The 16,520-nt window shown below is 67.4% G+C and carries 13 protein-coding genes and 1 pseudogene; all 14 read left to right on the top strand.

What is annotated here, in order from left to right:
* Positions 1-106 precede the first annotated feature (106 nt).
* The 14 genes and pseudogenes from NWF22_RS11420 (at position 107) to nuoN (ending at position 16,367) form a co-directional block, all read left to right on the top strand.
* A complete protein-coding gene (locus NWF22_RS11420; protein WP_160902168.1) occupies positions 107-520 on the top strand; it encodes a DNA-binding transcriptional response regulator in 414 nt (137 codons plus the stop codon).
* Positions 521-604: 84 nt separating this feature from the next.
* Positions 605-1,030, top strand: coding sequence for an NADH-quinone oxidoreductase subunit A (locus NWF22_RS11415; RefSeq protein ID WP_160901813.1), 426 nt, complete (start codon positions 605-607; stop codon positions 1,028-1,030).
* A 70-nt stretch (positions 1,031-1,100) separates the two neighbouring features.
* Positions 1,101-1,655, top strand: a complete 555-nt coding sequence (locus tag NWF22_RS11410) for a NuoB/complex I 20 kDa subunit family protein (RefSeq protein ID WP_160901812.1) — start codon at positions 1,101-1,103, stop codon at positions 1,653-1,655.
* Positions 1,656-1,687: 32 nt separating this feature from the next.
* Positions 1,688-2,383, top strand: coding sequence for an NADH-quinone oxidoreductase subunit C (locus NWF22_RS11405; RefSeq protein ID WP_233751092.1), 696 nt, complete (start codon positions 1,688-1,690; stop codon positions 2,381-2,383).
* Positions 2,383-3,741: an NADH dehydrogenase (quinone) subunit D gene (nuoD, locus tag NWF22_RS11400; protein WP_160901810.1), complete on the top strand. Its 1,359-nt coding sequence runs from the start codon at positions 2,383-2,385 to the stop codon at positions 3,739-3,741. The genes NWF22_RS11405 and nuoD overlap by 1 nt, the downstream gene beginning before the upstream one ends.
* Positions 3,738-5,770: pseudogene (gene nuoF / locus NWF22_RS11395) on the top strand (NADH-quinone oxidoreductase subunit NuoF). Before nuoD ends, nuoF begins: the two are co-directional and overlap by 4 nt.
* Positions 5,767-8,172, top strand: coding sequence for an NADH-quinone oxidoreductase subunit G (locus NWF22_RS11390; protein ID WP_160901809.1), 2,406 nt, complete (start codon positions 5,767-5,769; stop codon positions 8,170-8,172). The pseudogene nuoF and the gene NWF22_RS11390 overlap by 4 nt, the downstream one beginning before the upstream one ends.
* Complete coding sequence (gene nuoH, locus NWF22_RS11385; RefSeq protein WP_160901808.1) at positions 8,169-9,467, top strand: NADH-quinone oxidoreductase subunit NuoH; 1,299 nt, start codon at positions 8,169-8,171, stop codon at positions 9,465-9,467. The genes NWF22_RS11390 and nuoH overlap by 4 nt, the downstream gene beginning before the upstream one ends.
* Complete coding sequence (gene nuoI, locus NWF22_RS11380) at positions 9,460-9,996, top strand: NADH-quinone oxidoreductase subunit NuoI (protein WP_160901807.1); 537 nt, start codon at positions 9,460-9,462, stop codon at positions 9,994-9,996. The genes nuoH and nuoI overlap by 8 nt, the downstream gene beginning before the upstream one ends.
* Positions 9,997-10,016: 20 nt before the next feature.
* Positions 10,017-10,847: an NADH-quinone oxidoreductase subunit J gene (locus NWF22_RS11375; RefSeq protein WP_160902167.1), complete on the top strand. Its 831-nt coding sequence runs from the start codon at positions 10,017-10,019 to the stop codon at positions 10,845-10,847.
* Positions 10,844-11,143 (top strand): NADH-quinone oxidoreductase subunit NuoK, encoded by a 300-nt coding sequence (gene nuoK / locus NWF22_RS11370; protein ID WP_160901806.1) that lies wholly within the window; start codon positions 10,844-10,846, stop codon positions 11,141-11,143. The genes NWF22_RS11375 and nuoK overlap by 4 nt, the downstream gene beginning before the upstream one ends.
* A 9-nt stretch (positions 11,144-11,152) precedes the next feature.
* Entirely contained in the window at positions 11,153-13,057 is a 1,905-nt protein-coding gene (nuoL, locus tag NWF22_RS11365) for an NADH-quinone oxidoreductase subunit L (RefSeq protein WP_160901805.1), read from the top strand.
* On the top strand, positions 13,054-14,679 hold the full coding sequence (locus tag NWF22_RS11360) for an NADH-quinone oxidoreductase subunit M (RefSeq protein WP_160901804.1): 1,626 nt from the start codon (positions 13,054-13,056) through the stop codon (positions 14,677-14,679). The genes nuoL and NWF22_RS11360 overlap by 4 nt, the downstream gene beginning before the upstream one ends.
* Positions 14,676-16,367 carry an NADH-quinone oxidoreductase subunit NuoN gene (gene nuoN / locus NWF22_RS11355; protein ID WP_160901803.1) on the top strand — a complete coding sequence of 564 codons (1,692 nt, stop codon included), beginning with the start codon at positions 14,676-14,678 and terminating at the stop codon, positions 16,365-16,367. The genes NWF22_RS11360 and nuoN overlap by 4 nt, the downstream gene beginning before the upstream one ends.
* The last annotated feature ends 153 nt before the right edge of the window (positions 16,368-16,520 follow it).

Genomic DNA, 16,520 nt, shown 5'->3' with positions numbered 1-16,520 from the left:
CTCCGCAGCAACCGCACCCCGTCGCGGCGATTCTGCACACTCCGGGCCGAGGCGGCGCGGTAATGTGCTCGACGTGACAGACCCCGGCCGCGACGAGAAGCCCTCGCTGCGTCGTCCGGATGGCGATCCCGCTGTGGTCTTGCGGGTTCTGGTGTATTCGGACCATTCCGACACCCGCGCAGCTGTCGTCGGCGCGTTGGGGCGCAACCCCGATCCCGCTCTGCCCGAGCTCAGCTTCGTGGAGGTCGCCACCGCACCGATGGTGTTCGCGCAGCTCGATGCGGGCGCGATCGATGTCGCCATCCTCGACGGTGAGGCCGCACCCGCCGGGGGCATGGGCATCGCCAAGCAGATGCGTGACGAGATCGATCCGTGTCCGCCGATCCTGCTGCTCCTGGGACGGGCCGACGACCGCTGGCTCGCCGACTGGTCGCGTGCCGACGCCACCGCGACGCTGCCGGTGGACCCGATCGCCTTGTCCACCACCCTGGTCGACCTGCTGAGAAACGCCGAACTCTAGAAACCCCGACAAGGGCGGCTCCCCCGCTAGTAGTCTTGTGTCACAGCTCACATGTGACACCGACTGTGGGGAGGCCGTCACGATATGAACGCCTACGTCCCGATCATGGTCCTCGGGGCAATTGCTGTGGCGTTCGCGGTCTTTTCGGTCGGCATCGCGATGTTGATCGGACCGAAACGGTACAACCGCGCCAAACTCGAACCGTACGAGTGCGGTATCGAACCGCACACCGAATCCCACACTCTGACACCCACCGGCGACGCTTCGACCGGTGGCGTGCTCACCGCATCACGCATCACCGAACGAACCGTCCAGCGCATCCCGGTGAAGTACTACCTCACCGCGATGCTCTTCATCATCTTCGACATCGAGATCGTCTTCCTCTATCCGTGGGCGGTCGCCTTCGACCTCCTCGGCTGGTTCGGTCTCGCGGCGATGGCGCTGTTCATCGTCAACGTCTCCGTGGCCTACGCCTACGAATGGCGTCGCGGAGGGCTTGCCTGGGAATGACCACTCGCTCGGTATCTGCCCGACGCCGGGCAGATACCGGGAACGCCGCTACACGTGAGGAGGTGCGCCGATGGGGCTCGAGGAGAAGCTGCCCAGCGGGTTCCTGCTGAGTACCGTCGAGGATCTGGCCGGGTTCATGCGGAAGGGTTCGCTGTGGCCGGCCACCTTCGGTCTGGCCTGCTGCGCCATCGAGATGATGGCCACCACCTCCGGACGTTACGACCTCGCCCGGTTCGGGATGGAGGCCTTCCGCGCCTCCCCACGCCAGGCCGACCTGATGATCGTCGCCGGTCGCGTCAGCCAGAAGATGGCTCCGGTACTGCGGCAGATCTACGACCAGATGACCGAACCCAAATGGGTACTGGCCATGGGCGTTTGCGCATCGTCGGGCGGCATGTTCAACAACTACGCCATCGTGCAGGGCGTCGACCACGTGGTCCCGGTGGACATCTACCTGCCCGGCTGCCCGCCACGCCCGGAGATGCTGCTGCACGCGATTCTGAAATTGCACGAACAGATCCAGCAGATGCCCCTCGGCGTCAATCGGGAACAGGCCGTCTGGGCAGCCGAACAGGCTGCGCTGCAGGCCAAACCGACCATCGAGATGAAGGGTCTGCTGCGATGACCGAGCGGCAGACCCCGCGGGTGGCCGGCGACATGACCCGGGCCGAGCAGACCGGCTCGGAGCAGATCGGCGTGCGCAAAGGCCTGTTCGGGGTGCACGGCAGCGGCGACACCTCCGGATACGGCGGGCTCATCCAGGCCGTCACCCTGCCCGGTAGCTCCAGTCGTCCGTTCGGCGGCTACTTCGACGAGATCGCCGATGAACTCGCGGCGGGCCTCGCCGAGATGTCGGCACCACAAGCTCCCACCTACGATGACGCGGTCGAGAAGGTGGTGGTCTTCCGCAACGAGATGACGATCCACGTGCGCCGCGCACACCTGCGGCCGGTGGCACTCACACTGCGCAACCGTGACACACTGCGTTTCGAACTGTGCCTGGGCGTCAACGGGGTTCACTATCCCGACGACTCCGGCCGGGAACTGCACGCGGTGTATCCGCTGGCGTCGATCACCCACAATCGCCGCGTGCGGCTGGAGGTCGCGGCCCCCGACAGGGACCCGCACATCCCCACCCTCACCGACATCTACCCGACCAACGACTGGCACGAACGCGAGACCTACGACTTCTTCGGCATCGTCTTCGACGGACACCGCTCACTCACCCGGATCGAGATGCCCGACGACTGGCAGGGCCATCCGCAACGCAAGGACTACCCGCTCGGCGGAGTTCCGGTGGAGTACAAAGGCACCCGCATCGCGCCACCGGATCAGCGGAGGTCCTACAACTGATGACGACCACCGACGGCAACGCCGACCACGACGTCTCGGGTGCCGAACACGTGCACCCCACCCAGACCTATACGGTCTCGGGCCAGGACTGGGACGAGATCGTCACCGCCGTCCGCGAACGGGCCGAAGCCCAGCCCGGCGACGAACGCATCGTGGTCAACATGGGTCCGCAGCACCCGTCCACCCACGGGGTGTTGCGGCTGATCCTGGAGATCGAGGGCGAAACCGTCACCGAGGCCCGGTGCGGAATCGGCTACCTGCACACCGGCATCGAGAAGAACCTCGAGTACCGCACCTGGATGCAGGGGGTCACCTTCGTGACCCGGATGGACTACCTGTCGCCGTTCTTCAACGAGACGGCGTACTGCCTCGGCGTGGAGCGGCTACTCGGCATCACCGACGACATCCCCGAACGCGCGAGTGTGATCCGGGTGCTGCTGATGGAGCTGAACCGGATCTCCTCGCACCTCGTCGCACTGGCCACCGGCGGGATGGAACTCGGCGCGGTCACCGCGATGTTCCTCGGCTTCCGGGAACGCGAGATGATTCTCGACATCTTCGAATACATCACCGGCCTGCGGATGAACCACGCCTACATCCGGCCGGGCGGTGTCTCCCAGGATCTGCCCGACGACGCGGTCGACAAGGTGGGCGAACTGCTCGACGTACTGCCGGCCCGGCTCGGTGAACTCGAGGATCTGCTGAACGACAACTACATCTGGAAGGCACGCACCCAGGGGGTCGGCTACCTCGACCTCACCGGTTGTATGGCGCTCGGCATCACCGGTCCGGTGTTGCGGTCCACCGGCCTGCCACACGATCTGCGCAAATCCCAACCCTACTGCGGCTACGAGAACTACGAGTTCGACGTCATCACCGACACCACCTGCGACTCGTACGGCCGCTATCTGATCCGGGTCAAGGAGATGAAGGAATCGGTGCGGATCGCCCGACAATGCCTCGACCGCCTGCGTCCCGGCCCGGTGATGGTCGCCGACCGCAAGATCGCCTGGCCCGCCGACCTCGCGCTCGGACCCGACGGTCTGGGCAACTCTCCCGAACACATCGCGAAGATCATGGGCACGTCGATGGAAGCACTGATCCACCACTTCAAGTTGGTGACCGAAGGAATGCGGGTACCGGCCGGGCAGTGCTACATCGCCGTGGAATCACCGCGCGGCGAACTCGGTGTGCACATGGTCTCCGACGGCGGTACCCGACCCTACCGCGTGCACTATCGCGATCCATCGTTCACCAATCTGCAAGCGGTGGCAGCGATGTGTGAGGGCGGCATGGTGGCCGACGTGATCACCGCGGTCGCCAGTATCGATCCGGTGATGGGAGGCGTCGACCGATGAGCGACCCGGTGTTCGTGGATCTCGGGGCACCGCCCGCCGAGGGCGATCTGGTCCTGCCGGCCCAGCCGCATCCGACGATCCGCTTCGACGGACCCGACCACTATCCCGACGAGGTACAGGCCCGGCTGGCCGCCGACGCGGCCGGGATCATCGCCCGCTACCCACAGCCACGGTCGGCGTTGCTGCCCCTGCTGCACCTGGTGCAGGCCGAGGACACGCAGATCACCCGGGCGGGCGTGGCGTTCTGCGCCACCCAGCTCGACATCACCACCGCCGAGGTCGCGGCCGTGGCGACCTTCTATTCGATGTACCGACGATCACCGACCGGGGAGTACCTGGTCGGGGTCTGCACCAACACGCTCTGCGCGGTGATGGGTGGCGACGAGATCCTCGCCACCCTGCGCGAACATCTCGGCATCGCGCCGGGTGAGACCACCGCCGACGGCCGGATCACCCTCGAACACGTGGAGTGCAACGCCGCGTGCGATTTCGCTCCGGTGGTGATGGTCAACTGGGAGTTCTTCGACAACCAGACACCCACCGACAGTGTGGAACTCGTCGAGGACCTGCGGGCGGGCGTGACCCTCACCCCCACCCGCGGCACCGGCAGTGTGTGCAGTTTCCGCCGCACCGCACGACTCCTGGCCGGGCTGCCCGACGAGGAGGGGCGATGACCACACTGCTGCCGGGCTCCGAACCGGCCGAACCGCCCGTGTTGAGTCGGTACTGGGCCGAACCCGAGTCGTGGTCATTGCGAACCTATGAGTCGCACAACGGGTATGCCGCGCTGCGCACCGCGCTGCAGCAACCGCCCGACGACCTCATCGAGACGGTCAAGGCATCCGGACTACGCGGCCGTGGCGGAGCAGGCTTCCCGGTGGGAGTGAAATGGTCGTTTATCCCGCAGACCGACCCGGCCGACCCGGATGCTCCCGACCCCCGCCCGCACTACCTCGTGGTGAACGCCGACGAATCCGAGCCCGGCACCTGCAAGGACATTCCGCTGATGCTCGCCTCGCCGCACTCGCTGATCGAGGGAGCGATCATCGCCGCCTACGCGATCCGCGCCGCACATGCGTTCATCTACGTGCGCGGCGAGGTGGCGTCGGTGTTGCGTCGTCTCCGCGCTGCCGTCGAGGAGGCCTACACCGCAGGCTATCTGGGCTTCGACATCCTGGGGTCGGGCTTCGATCTGGAGTTGGTGGTGCACGCCGGGGCGGGCGCCTACATCTGCGGCGAGGAGACAGCACTGCTGGACTCCCTCGAGGGGCGCCGTGGGCAACCCCGCCTGCGGCCGCCGTTTCCCGCGGTCGCCGGACTGTACGCCAGTCCCACCGTGGTCAACAATGTCGAGTCCATCGCGAGTGTGCCGCCGATCATCCGCAACGGGGTCGAGTGGTTCCGTTCGATGGGCACCGAGAAGTCGCCGGGTTTCACGCTCTACTCGTTGTCCGGACACGTGGCCCGGCCCGGACAATACGAAGCGCCGCTGGGCATCACCCTGCGTGAACTACTCGCCCGCGCAGGCGGGGTGCGGGCCGGCCACGAACTGAAATTCTGGACACCGGGCGGGTCGTCGACGCCGATCCTCACCGCCGCACACCTCGACGTGCCGCTGGACTACGAAGGGGTGGGCGCCGCGGGATCGATGTTGGGCACCAAGGCCCTGCAGATCTTCGACGAGACGACGTGCGTGGTGCGAGCGGTGCTGCGCTGGACCGAGTTCTACGCCCACGAGTCATGCGGAAAGTGCACGCCGTGCCGGGAGGGCACCTACTGGCTGGTGCAGTTGCTCGCGCGGATCGAGGCCGGCGCGGGGACCGCAGCCGACCTCGACACCATCTCCGATGTCACCAACAGCATTGTCGGGAAGTCGTTCTGCGCGCTCGGCGACGGCGCAGGCAGCCCGATCGTCTCGTCCCTCGAACACTTCCGCGACGAGTACCTCGCCCACTTCGACGGCGGTTGCCCGTTCGATCCGGCCAGATCGACGCTGTACGCCGAGTCCGCTTTCGAAGGTGACCGATGACCGCCGTCGACGAACCAGCCACCGAGCAGCGACCCGACCTGGTGTCGATCACCATCGACGGCACCGAGATCGCGGTTCCCAAGGGCACTCTGGTGATCCGGGCCGCCGAGCTGATCGGCACCCAGATCCCACGCTTCTGCGATCACCCGCTGCTGGACCCGGTCGGCGCCTGCCGACAGTGCCTCGTCGAGGTGGAGGGCCAACGCAAACCGCTGGCCTCGTGCACGACGGTCGCGACCGATGGCATGGTGGTACACACCCAGCGCAGTTCCGAGGTGGCCGAGAAGGCCCAGCGCGGCGTGATGGAACTGCTGCTGATCAACCATCCGCTCGACTGCCCGGTGTGCGACAAGGGTGGCGAATGCCCGCTGCAGAATCAGGCGATGTCGTCGGGCCGCAGCGAGTCCCGCTTCACCGGCACCAAACGGACATTCACCAAACCGGTGCCGCTGTCATCGGAGGTCCTCCTCGACCGGGAGCGGTGCGTCTTGTGCGCCCGGTGCACCCGGTTCTCCGCCCAGGTGGCCGGAGACCCGCTGATCGATTTCGCCGATCGCGGTGCACTACAACAAGTCTCGATCTACCAGGACGACCCGTTCGAATCGTACTTCTCCGGCAACACCGTGCAGATCTGCCCGGTGGGTGCGCTCACCAGCACCGCCTACCGGTTTCGCGCGCGCCCGTTCGACCTGGTGTCGACGCCGAGTACCTGCGAACACTGCGCGAGCGGCTGCGCCCAGCGCACCGATCACCGACGCGGAAAGGTGTTGCGCCGCCTGGCCGGTGACGACCCCGAGGTCAACCAGGAATGGAACTGCGACAAGGGCCGATGGGCCTTCGCCTACGCGACGGCCGCCGACCGGCTGACGACTCCGATGATCCGCGGGGCCGACGGCGCCCTGCGGGAGGTCTCCTGGGCGCACGCATTGCGCCACGCCGCCGACGGTTTGGCGGCGGCCCGTGGGCGGACCGGGGTGCTGGCGGGCGGACGGCTCACCGCCGAGGACGCCTACGCGTATGGCCGATTCGCCCGGGTCGCCCTGGACACCAACGACATCGACTTTCGTGCCCGGGTGCACAGCGCCGAGGAGGCCGACTTCCTCGCCGCGCAGGTGGCCGCCCGACCCGACGATGTGACCTACCGTGATCTCGACGCCGCCCCGGCGGTGCTGCTGGTCGCGTTCGAACCCGAAGAGGAATCACCCATCGTGTTCCTCCGGCTGAGGCGCGCGGCCCGCACCCGCGGACTACGGGTGAGCACGATTGCGGCACTGCGCAGCCCCGGCGTCACCAAACTGAACGGCACGCTGCTGGCCGCGGCGCCCGGAAACGAAGCGGTCATGCTCGATTCCGAGGCAGCCGCCGACGCCGTCACGGCCGACGGGTCGGTCATCATCGTCGGCGAACGGCTCGCCGGTGTGCCCGGCGGACTCAGCGCCGCGGTCCGGCTGGCCGAACGCACCGGAGCGCGACTGGCGTGGATACCGCGCCGCGCCGGTGAGCGCGGCGCCCTCGAGGTGGGCGCCGCACCCAACCTGCTGCCCGGCGGTCGGCCCGTCGCCGACCTGACCGCACGCACCGAGATCGCCCTGGCCTGGCAGGTTCCCGACCTGCCGAGCACCACCGGCCGCGACACGTCGGCGATCCTCGATGCGGCGGCGCGCCACGACCTGTCGGCGCTGCTGGTGGGCGGCGTGGAGATCGCCGACCTGCCCGACCCCGAAGCCGCCCGGGCGGCACTCGCCGACGCGGACTTCGTCGTCAGCCTCGAGATCCGCAGCTCCGCGGTGACCGACCTCGCCGACGTGGTGCTGCCGGTGGCGGCGGTGCCGGAGAAGTCCGGCATGTTCCTCGACTGGGAGGGGCGCGCCCGACCGTTCGGCACGGCATTGCCGGAGACCGGTGGGCTGCCCGATCACCGGGTGCTCGACGCGTTGGCCCAACAACTGGGCATCGACCTGTGCTGCGCGGACACCGCGATGATCCGACGCGACCTCGAACACCTGGGTCCCTGGCAGGGCATCCGCCCACCGTCACCCGATGTGTCCGCTCCGCAGGTCGATTCCGGGCTTCCCGAGACCCGGCGGGCGGTGTTGGCGACCTGGCGGATGCTGCTCGACGACGGACGCCTGCAGGACGGCGAACCCCACCTCGCCGCGACGGCCCGCACCCCGATGGCGCGGATGTCGGCGGCGACCGCCGCCGGGATCGACGCCATCGACGGCTCGCCCGTCGAGGTGGGCACCGCCCGCGGCGCCATCGTGCTGCCGCTGCAGATCACCGAGATGGTCGACGGCGTGGTCTGGGTACCGATGAACACCCCCGGCGCGTCGGTGACGACCGATCTGCGGGCCCGGGCCGGCGACATGGTCACGATCGCGACCACAGAGGAGGCCCGATGACCTTCCCGACTCTCGCCGACTTCGGTCAGGACCCGTGGTGGCTCATCGGGCTCAAGGCGCTGGCGGTATTCGCGTTCCTCGTCGCGAATCCGCTCGCCGCGATCCTCATCGAGCGGAAGATCATGGCCCGCATGCAGACCCGGATCGGCCCCAACCGGGTGGGGCCTCGTGGGCTGTTACAGAGTCTGGCCGACGGAGTGAAGCTCGCCCTCAAGGAGGGCATCATCCCCAGCGGCGTGGACAAGCCGATCTACCTGGCCGCACCGATCATCGCCGTGGTTCCCGCCGTCATGGCGTTCGCCGTGATCCCATTCGGCCCCATGGTGTCGGTGTTCGGTCATCAGACCCCACTGCAACTCACCGACTTACCGGTGGGGGTTCTCTACGTGCTCGCGATCACCTCGGTCGGGGTGTACGGCATCGTGTTGGCCGGCTGGTCGTCGGGGTCGACGTATCCGCTGCTCGGCGGGCTGCGCTCCACCGCGCAGGTGATCTCCTACGAGATCGCCATGGGCCTGACGTTCGCGGCAGTGTTCCTCGACGCCGCCACCATGTCGACCTCGGGCATCGTGGCCGCGCAGGAACACCACTGGTATGTGCTGCTGCTGTTGCCGTCGTTTGTGATCTATGCGGTCTCGATGGTCGGTGAGACCAACCGCGCCCCCTTCGACCTCCCGGAGGCCGAGGGCGAACTCGTCGGCGGGTTCCACACCGAGTACAGCTCGCTGAAGTTCGCCATGTTCATGCTCGCCGAGTACATCAACATGGTCACCGTCTCGGCGCTGGCCACCACCCTGTTCCTCGGCGGCTGGCAGGCGCCCTGGCCGGTGAGCGCCTTCGACTGGGCGAACACCGGTTGGTGGCCGATCCTGTGGTTCACCCTCAAGGTCTGGGTGTTCCTGTTCGTGTTCATCTGGCTGCGCACCAGCCTGCCGCGGCTGCGCTACGACCAGTTCATGAATCTGGGTTGGAAGGTCCTCATCCCGATCTCGCTGACGTGGGTGATGGTGGTGGCCGTGATCCGGGTGGCGATCGGCACCTCCGACGACGACGACCTCGCACGGTCGCTGGTCTCGGCGGCGGCCGGGCTCGTGGTGACCGCGCTGCTGTTGTACGCGGTGTGGCGATTGATGCGACTGCCCAAGGCTCCTGAGGCGGATGAGAACGCCGCGCAACCGCCCGCATTCGACCCGATGGCCGGCGGATTCCCGGTGCCCCCGCTGCCCGGTCAGGTCCTCTCGGCGCGTCCGATGTCACCGCCGCCCGATCCCATGAAGGAGACGACCGATGCCTGATTTCCTGAAGCCGATGAGCGGCCTGGGCGTGACGTTCTCGTCGATGTTCTCGCCCACCATCACCGAGCAGTACCCGGAGCAGAAAACACCCACCGCACCCCGCTATCACGGTCGCCACCAACTCAATCGGCATCCCGATGGCTTGGAGAAGTGCATCGGGTGCGAGCTGTGCGCGTGGGCGTGTCCGGCCGACGCCATCTACGTGGAGGGCGCCGACAACACCGACGAGGAGCGGTATTCGCCCGGCGAACGGTACGGCCGGGTGTATCAGATCAACTATCTGCGGTGCATCGGCTGCGGACTGTGCATCGAGGCCTGCCCCACCCGGGCGCTGACCATGACCAACGACTACGAGCTGGCCGACGACAACCGCGCCGACCTCATCTACGAGAAGGACCGCTTGTTGGCGCCTCTGCCACCCGGGACTCCACCGCCACCGCACGACATGGCTCCCGGCTCCACCGAGGAGAACTACTACCGCGGTGAGGTGTCGAAGGAGGGGCGGCTGGTGGGGAGATCGGACTCGTGACCACCACGCTCCTCGCGGAGCTGACCCGCACGTCGACATCGGTCCCGCTCGCTTCGCTCCCGGCGACCAGCACGGGTGAGGCCGTGCAGTTCTGGGTGCTCGGGGCGGTGGCGCTGATCGGCGCCCTCGGTGTCGTGTTCGCCACCAAGGCCGTCTATTCGGCCATCTTCCTGGCAACCACCATGATCATCCTGGCGATCTTCTACGTCGCGCAGGGCGCGCTGTTCCTCGGTGTGGTGCAGGTGGTGGTCTACACCGGCGCGGTGATGATGCTGTTTCTGTTCGTGCTGATGCTGATCGGTGTCGACTCGTCGGACTCGCTGGTGGAGACCCTGCGCGGCCAACGCGTCGCCGCCATCCTGATCGGCCTCGGATTCGGGGTGCTGCTGATCGCCGGCATCGCCAACGCGTCGCTCGCCGTGTTCGCCGGCGCACCCGTCGCCGGCGCACCCGGTGCACCGGCCACCGCGGGCGACGGCAACGTCGAGGCGATCGCCGAACTCATCTTCGTGCAATACCTCTGGGCGTTCGAACTCACCGGCGCACTGCTCATCGCGGCCACCCTCGGCGCGATGGTGCTCGCCCATCGCGAACGCTTCGGACCGCGCCGCACGCAGCGGGAGTTGTCGGTGCAACGTTTCCGGGACGGCGTGGACATGACCCCGATGCCCAGTCCCGGCGTCTACGCGCGACACAACGCCGTCGACGTCCCCGCCCTGCTACCCGACGGGACACCGTCGGATCTGTCGGTGAACGCCACGCTCCGGCCCCGGCCTCCGATCAACTCGACCTCCGAACCCGGCAGCATCCGTCGGCAACTCGCCGAAGGCGGAGCGGAGGGACGCGAATGAACCCGCAGAACTACCTCTTCCTCGCGGCGCTGTTGTTCGCCATCGGCGCCGCCGGAGTGCTGCTGCGACGCAACGCGATCGTGGTGTTCATGTGCATCGAGCTGATGCTCAATGCAGCCAACCTCGCGTTCGTGACCTTCGCCCGGATGCACGGGTCCTTCGACGGCCAGGTGATCGCATTCTTCGTCATGGTGGTCGCCGCCGCGGAGGTGGTGGTGGGCCTGGCCATCATCATGACCATCTTCCGCGCCCGCCGGTCGGCCTCGGTCGACGACGCCGACCTGTTGAAGCGATAGGAGGTACCGGTGAGCACCCAGACGACCGCCGACCTGCTCTGGCTGGTGCCGGCTTTGCCATTGCTCGGCGCAGCGGTGCTGCTGCTCGGTGGACGACGCACCGACCGGTGGGGACACCTGCTGGGCACCGCCCTCGCGCTGGCCTCGTTCGTGGTGGGACTGATCATGTTCGTCGGCATGCTGGGCCGTACCGCCGATGACCGGACCGCACAGCAGGTCCTGTTCAGCTGGATACCGGTGGGGCAGTTACAGGTCGACTTCGGTCTGCAACTCGACCAACTGTCGGTGTGCTTCGTGCTGTTGATCACCGGCGTCGGCTCGCTCATCCACATCTACTCGATCGGATACATGGCAGCTGACCCGGATCGCCGCCGGTTCTTCGCCTATCTCAACCTCTTTCTCGCCGCGATGCTGTTGCTGGTGTTGGCCGACAACTACCTCGGTCTCTATCTGGGCTGGGAGGGTGTCGGTCTGGCGTCATATCTGCTGATCGGGTTCTGGCAGTACAAGCCGACCGCCGCCACCGCCGCCAAGAAGGCCTTCGTCGTCAACCGAGTCGGCGACATCGGACTGGCCATCGCCCTGATGATCATGTTCGCCACCTTCGGCGCGGTGAGTTTCGAGACGGTGTTCGCCGGCGCCGGCCAGGTCGGCGAGAACGTGGTCACCGCACTCGGATTCATGCTGCTGCTCGCCGCCTGCGGCAAATCGGCTCAGGTCCCCCTGCAGTCATGGCTGGGTGATGCGATGGAAGGCCCCACCCCGGTGTCGGCGCTCATCCACGCCGCGACCATGGTGACCGCGGGGGTCTACCTCATCGCCCGATCCAACCCGATCTTCGACCTCGCGCCCGCCGCGCAGGCCGGGGTCGCCGTGGTCGGCGCGGTCACGTTGCTGTTCGGCGCGATCATCGGCTGCGCCAAGGACGATATCAAGAAGGCGCTCGCGGCCTCGACGATGAGCCAGATCGGGTACATGGTCCTCGCCACCGGCCTCGGACCGGCCGGCTACGCCTTCGCCATCATGCACCTGCTCACCCACGGCTTCTTCAAAGCCGGGCTCTTCCTCGGTGCCGGCTCGGTGATGCACGCCATGGACGACGAGACCGACATGCGCCGTTTCGGTGGACTGCGCACCCTCATGCCCATCACCTTCGTCACCTTCGGTGTCGGCTACCTCGCCATCATCGGAGTGCCGCCGTTCTCCGGCTTCTTCTCCAAGGACCCGATCATCGAGGCGGCCTTCGCCTCCGGCGGTGTGGGCGGCTGGCTGCTCGGCGGCGCAGCACTTCTCGGCGCCGGCATCACCGCCTTCTACATGACGCGGGTGATGATCCTGACGTTCTTCGGCGAGCGGCGGTGGAAGGACAATCCGCCACCGCATCCCCACGAGTCCCCCGGCGTGATGACCGGCCCGATGATCCTGATCGGCATCGGATCGGTGGCCGCCGGCGCCGCCCTCGCGTGGGGTGATTCCCTGGTGCACTGGCTCGAACCGGTGGTCGGCGAGGAACACCACGACCTCGCGGTACCCGCCTGGGTGGTGACAGCCACCATCCTCGCCGTGGTGGCCATCGGCATCGGCCTGGCCTGGCGGCAATACGCCGCCGGCCGGGTACCCGAGGCGGCTCCCGACGACGTGTCCGCGCTGACCGTCGCCGCCCGCCGCGACCTCTACGGCGACGCGGTCAACGAGAATCTGCTGATGCGGCCCGCGCAGCAGCTGACCGCCGGTCTGGTGGCCGTGGAGCGCGATGGCGTCGACGGCCTGACCACCGGCGTCGGGACGACGATCGGCCGGGCCTCGCAGCGAATACGGTCGTGGCAGAACGGCTATGTGCGCTCCTACGCGCTGTCCATGTTCGCCGGCGCCACGCTGATCGTCGGCCTGGTGATGGTGGTGAACGTCCTGTGAACGCCCCCTGGTTGACCATCCTCTGGTTGCTGCCGGCCGTCGGCGGTGCGGCAGCGCTGGCCGTACCGAACACCCGTCCCGACCTCGCGAAGTGGTGGGCGCTGGCGGTCTCGCTCGCCACCTTCGGCGTATCCCTGGGACTCGCAGTCGGTTTCGACGCCGACGGGGCGCGCTACCAGTTCGTCGAGGACCTCAGCTGGATTCCGGCGATCGGCACCCGCTACGCGCTGGGGATCGACGGGATCGGGCTGGCGCTGATCCTGTTGACCACAGTGCTGCTGCCCATCCTGATCCTGGCCGGCTGGCACGACGCCGACCACTCCGGCTCCCTCGATCACGCCGGCGGACGCAAGCAGAAGGGGCCACACATCTATCTGGCCCTGATGCTGTCGGTCGAGGCGATGGTGCTGATGAGTTTCGTGGCGCTCGACATCCTGCTGTTCTACATCTTCTTCGAGGCGATGCTGATCCCGATGTACTTCCTCATCGGCGGATTCGGTGTCCGCGACGGGGTCGATCGCTCACGTGCGGCGGTGAAGTTCCTGCTGTACAACCTGTTCGGTGGGCTGATCATGCTCGCCGCCGTCATCGGCCTCTATGTGGTGACCGCACGATCGGGCCTCGGCACCGACGGGACGGGCACCTTCGATCTGCGGGTCATCGTCGACGCGGTGGCTGCCGGTGAACTCGATGCCGGGACCGGCCTGGTCCGGATGCTGTTCCTCGGCTTCATGTTCGCCTTCGCGGTGAAGGCGCCGCTGTGGCCGTTCCACGGGTGGCTGCCGGATGCGGCCGTCTCGGCGACACCGGCCAGTGCGGTACTGATGATGGCGGTCGTCGACAAGGTCGGCACCTTCGCCATGCTGCGCTACTGCCTCCAGCTGTTTCCGGATGCGGCACGATATTTCGCACCGCTGATCGCGACCCTGGCGGTGATCGGCATCGTCTACGGGGCGCTCCTCGCCATCGGGCAGACCGATGTGATGCGATTGATCGCCTACACCTCGATCTCCCATTTCGGCTTCATCATCCTCGGCATCTTCGCATTGACCAGCCAGGGCCAGACCGGCTCCACCCTGTACATGGTCAACCACGGGATCTCCACCGCCGCACTGTTCCTCATCGCCGGTTTCCTGGTGTCGCGGCGCGGTAGCCGCCTCATCGCCGACTACGGCGGCGTGCAGAAGATCGCGCCCGTGCTGGCCGGGACCTTCCTGGTGGCCGGCCTGGCCACCCTGTCGCTGCCCGGACTGGCCCCGTTCATCAGCGAGTTCCTGGTCCTCATCGGCACCTACACGCGCTACCCGGTGGCCGCCATCGCCGCCGCGAGCGCCCTGGTGCTGTCGGCCATCTACATCCTCTGGCTGTATCAGCGGATGATGGGCGGCCCGCCGAGACCCATGTCCGCGGAGGGCCCCGGTGCGGCCACCCGCCCGATGCGTGATCTGCACGGCAGGGAGGTCGCGGTGGTGGCGCCACTGCTCGCCCTGCTGCTGGTGTTCGGCGTGTACCCGAAACCGTTGCTCGACATCATCGATCCGGCCGTGGCACACACCATGAGCACAATCGGTGAGCAGGACCCCGCACCCACCATTGCGGTGCCGACGGAGGGAGAGCGATGACGACGGTGGGTCAACTCGCCGCCATCGAGGCGCCCAGCGTCGAGTACGGCGCCTTGTCGCCGATGCTGATCGTGTTCGGCGTCGCGGTCGTCGGCGTGCTCGTGGAGGCGTTCGCACCCCGGCGGCTGCGGTATCCGACACAGTTGGTGTTGTCGCTCGGCGGGCTCGTCGCCGCGTTCGCCGCCGTCATCGGGGTCGCGGTGGCACAGACCCGCGACGGCGGTCTCGGCGAGCTGACCATGTCCGGTGCGGTCGTGATCGACAGACCGACCTTGTTCCTCCAGGGCCTGCTGGTGCTGATCGCGATCGCCTCGGTCGCCTTCATGGCCGAGCGGCGGCTCGAACGTGTGGTGGCCGCACCTCCCCCGGACCTCCGCGTCAGCGACGGACCCGGTGCGGCCGCCCAGGCCACGCTCTCGTCGGTCGAGGCGGACATGTTCACTCCGTCGGGAGCGGCGGTGCCCAACACCGACGCCGAGTTCGAGGCGACACGTGCCGGTGGACTCACCACCGAGGTGTTCCCGCTGACGCTGCTCGCCGTCGGCGGGATGATGCTGTTTCCGGCGTGCGGCGACCTGCTCACCATGTTCATCGCACTCGAGGTGTTCTCGCTGCCGTTGTACCTGTTGTGCGGCCTCGCGCGCCGACGCCGGCTGATCTCGCAGGAGGCCTCGCTCAAGTACTTCCTGCTCGGCGCGTTCGCGTCGGCGTTCTTCCTGTTCGGTGCCTCCTTCGCGTACGGGGCGACCGGGTCGTTGCAGCTCGGCGCGATCGGCGATGCGGTCGGCGAGGCGGTGAACACTCCCGGCGGTGACACCGTGTTGCCGCTGATCGCGCTGGGACTGCTGGCGGTGGGGTTGCTGTTCAAGGTCGGCGCCGTCCCTTTCCACGCCTGGATTCCGGATGTGTATCAGGGTGCCCCCACGCCCGTCACGGCGTTCATGGCGGCTGCCACCAAGATCGCGGCGTTCGGCGCGTTGTTGCGGGTGTTCTACGTGGCGTTCGGTGATCTGCAGGATGATTGGGAGCCCGCCGTGTGGGCGGTGGCGATCGCCACCATGCTGATCGGCGCGGTGATGGCGGTGACGCAGACGGATGTGAAACGCATGCTCGCGTATTCGTCCATCACGCATGCCGGGTTCATCCTTCTCGGGTTGGTGGCCTTCGACCAGGCCGGCCTGGCGGCGACGATGTTCTACCTTGCCGCGTATGCCTTCTCCACCTTCGGGGCGTTCGCCACGGTGGCGGTGGTCCGCGAACCGGATCGCCAGTCGGGTCCGCATCTGTCCGGTCGTGAGGCCACCGACATCGTGCAGTGGGCCGGGCTCGGTCGGCGCTATCCGCTTGTCGGCGCGATGTTCTCGATGTTCCTACTCGCTTTCGCGGGCATCCCGCTGACCAGCGGGTTCATCGCGAAGTTCGATGTCTTCGCCGCGGCGGCCGGCAGCGGTGCCGGCGTCCTGGTGGTGATCGGTGTGATCAGCAGTGCGATCGCGGCCTACTTCTACATCCGGATCATCGTCGCGATGTTCTTCGCCGACGTCCCGGTGGACGCCCCGCACGTGGTGAAACCAAGCATCCTGACGACGTCGTCGATCGCGGTGTGCACGGTGGCCACCATCGGGTTGGGCGTCTTCCCGCAGCCGCTGCTGGATCTGGCGACACAGGCGGCCCAGTTCCTGTCGTGATCTGCTCATGTCGTGAGCGACCGGCATGGACGTCTGGCGAGTGACCCTCTCGCCATGCGGTACGTTTGGCCGCCTTATCGGCTTCAGGCGTCCACCTGCCTGTGCAGTGGTGGTATCGGGCTGGAGCTCGACTGCTGATTGGGCTCTGCCTGC

The organism is Gordonia mangrovi (assembly GCF_024734075.1).
In the GTDB taxonomy this organism is placed as follows: domain Bacteria; phylum Actinomycetota; class Actinomycetes; order Mycobacteriales; family Mycobacteriaceae; genus Gordonia; species Gordonia mangrovi.
The sequence above is the reverse complement of the archived record's forward strand: the minus strand, read 5'-3'. Positions and strand labels throughout refer to the sequence as shown.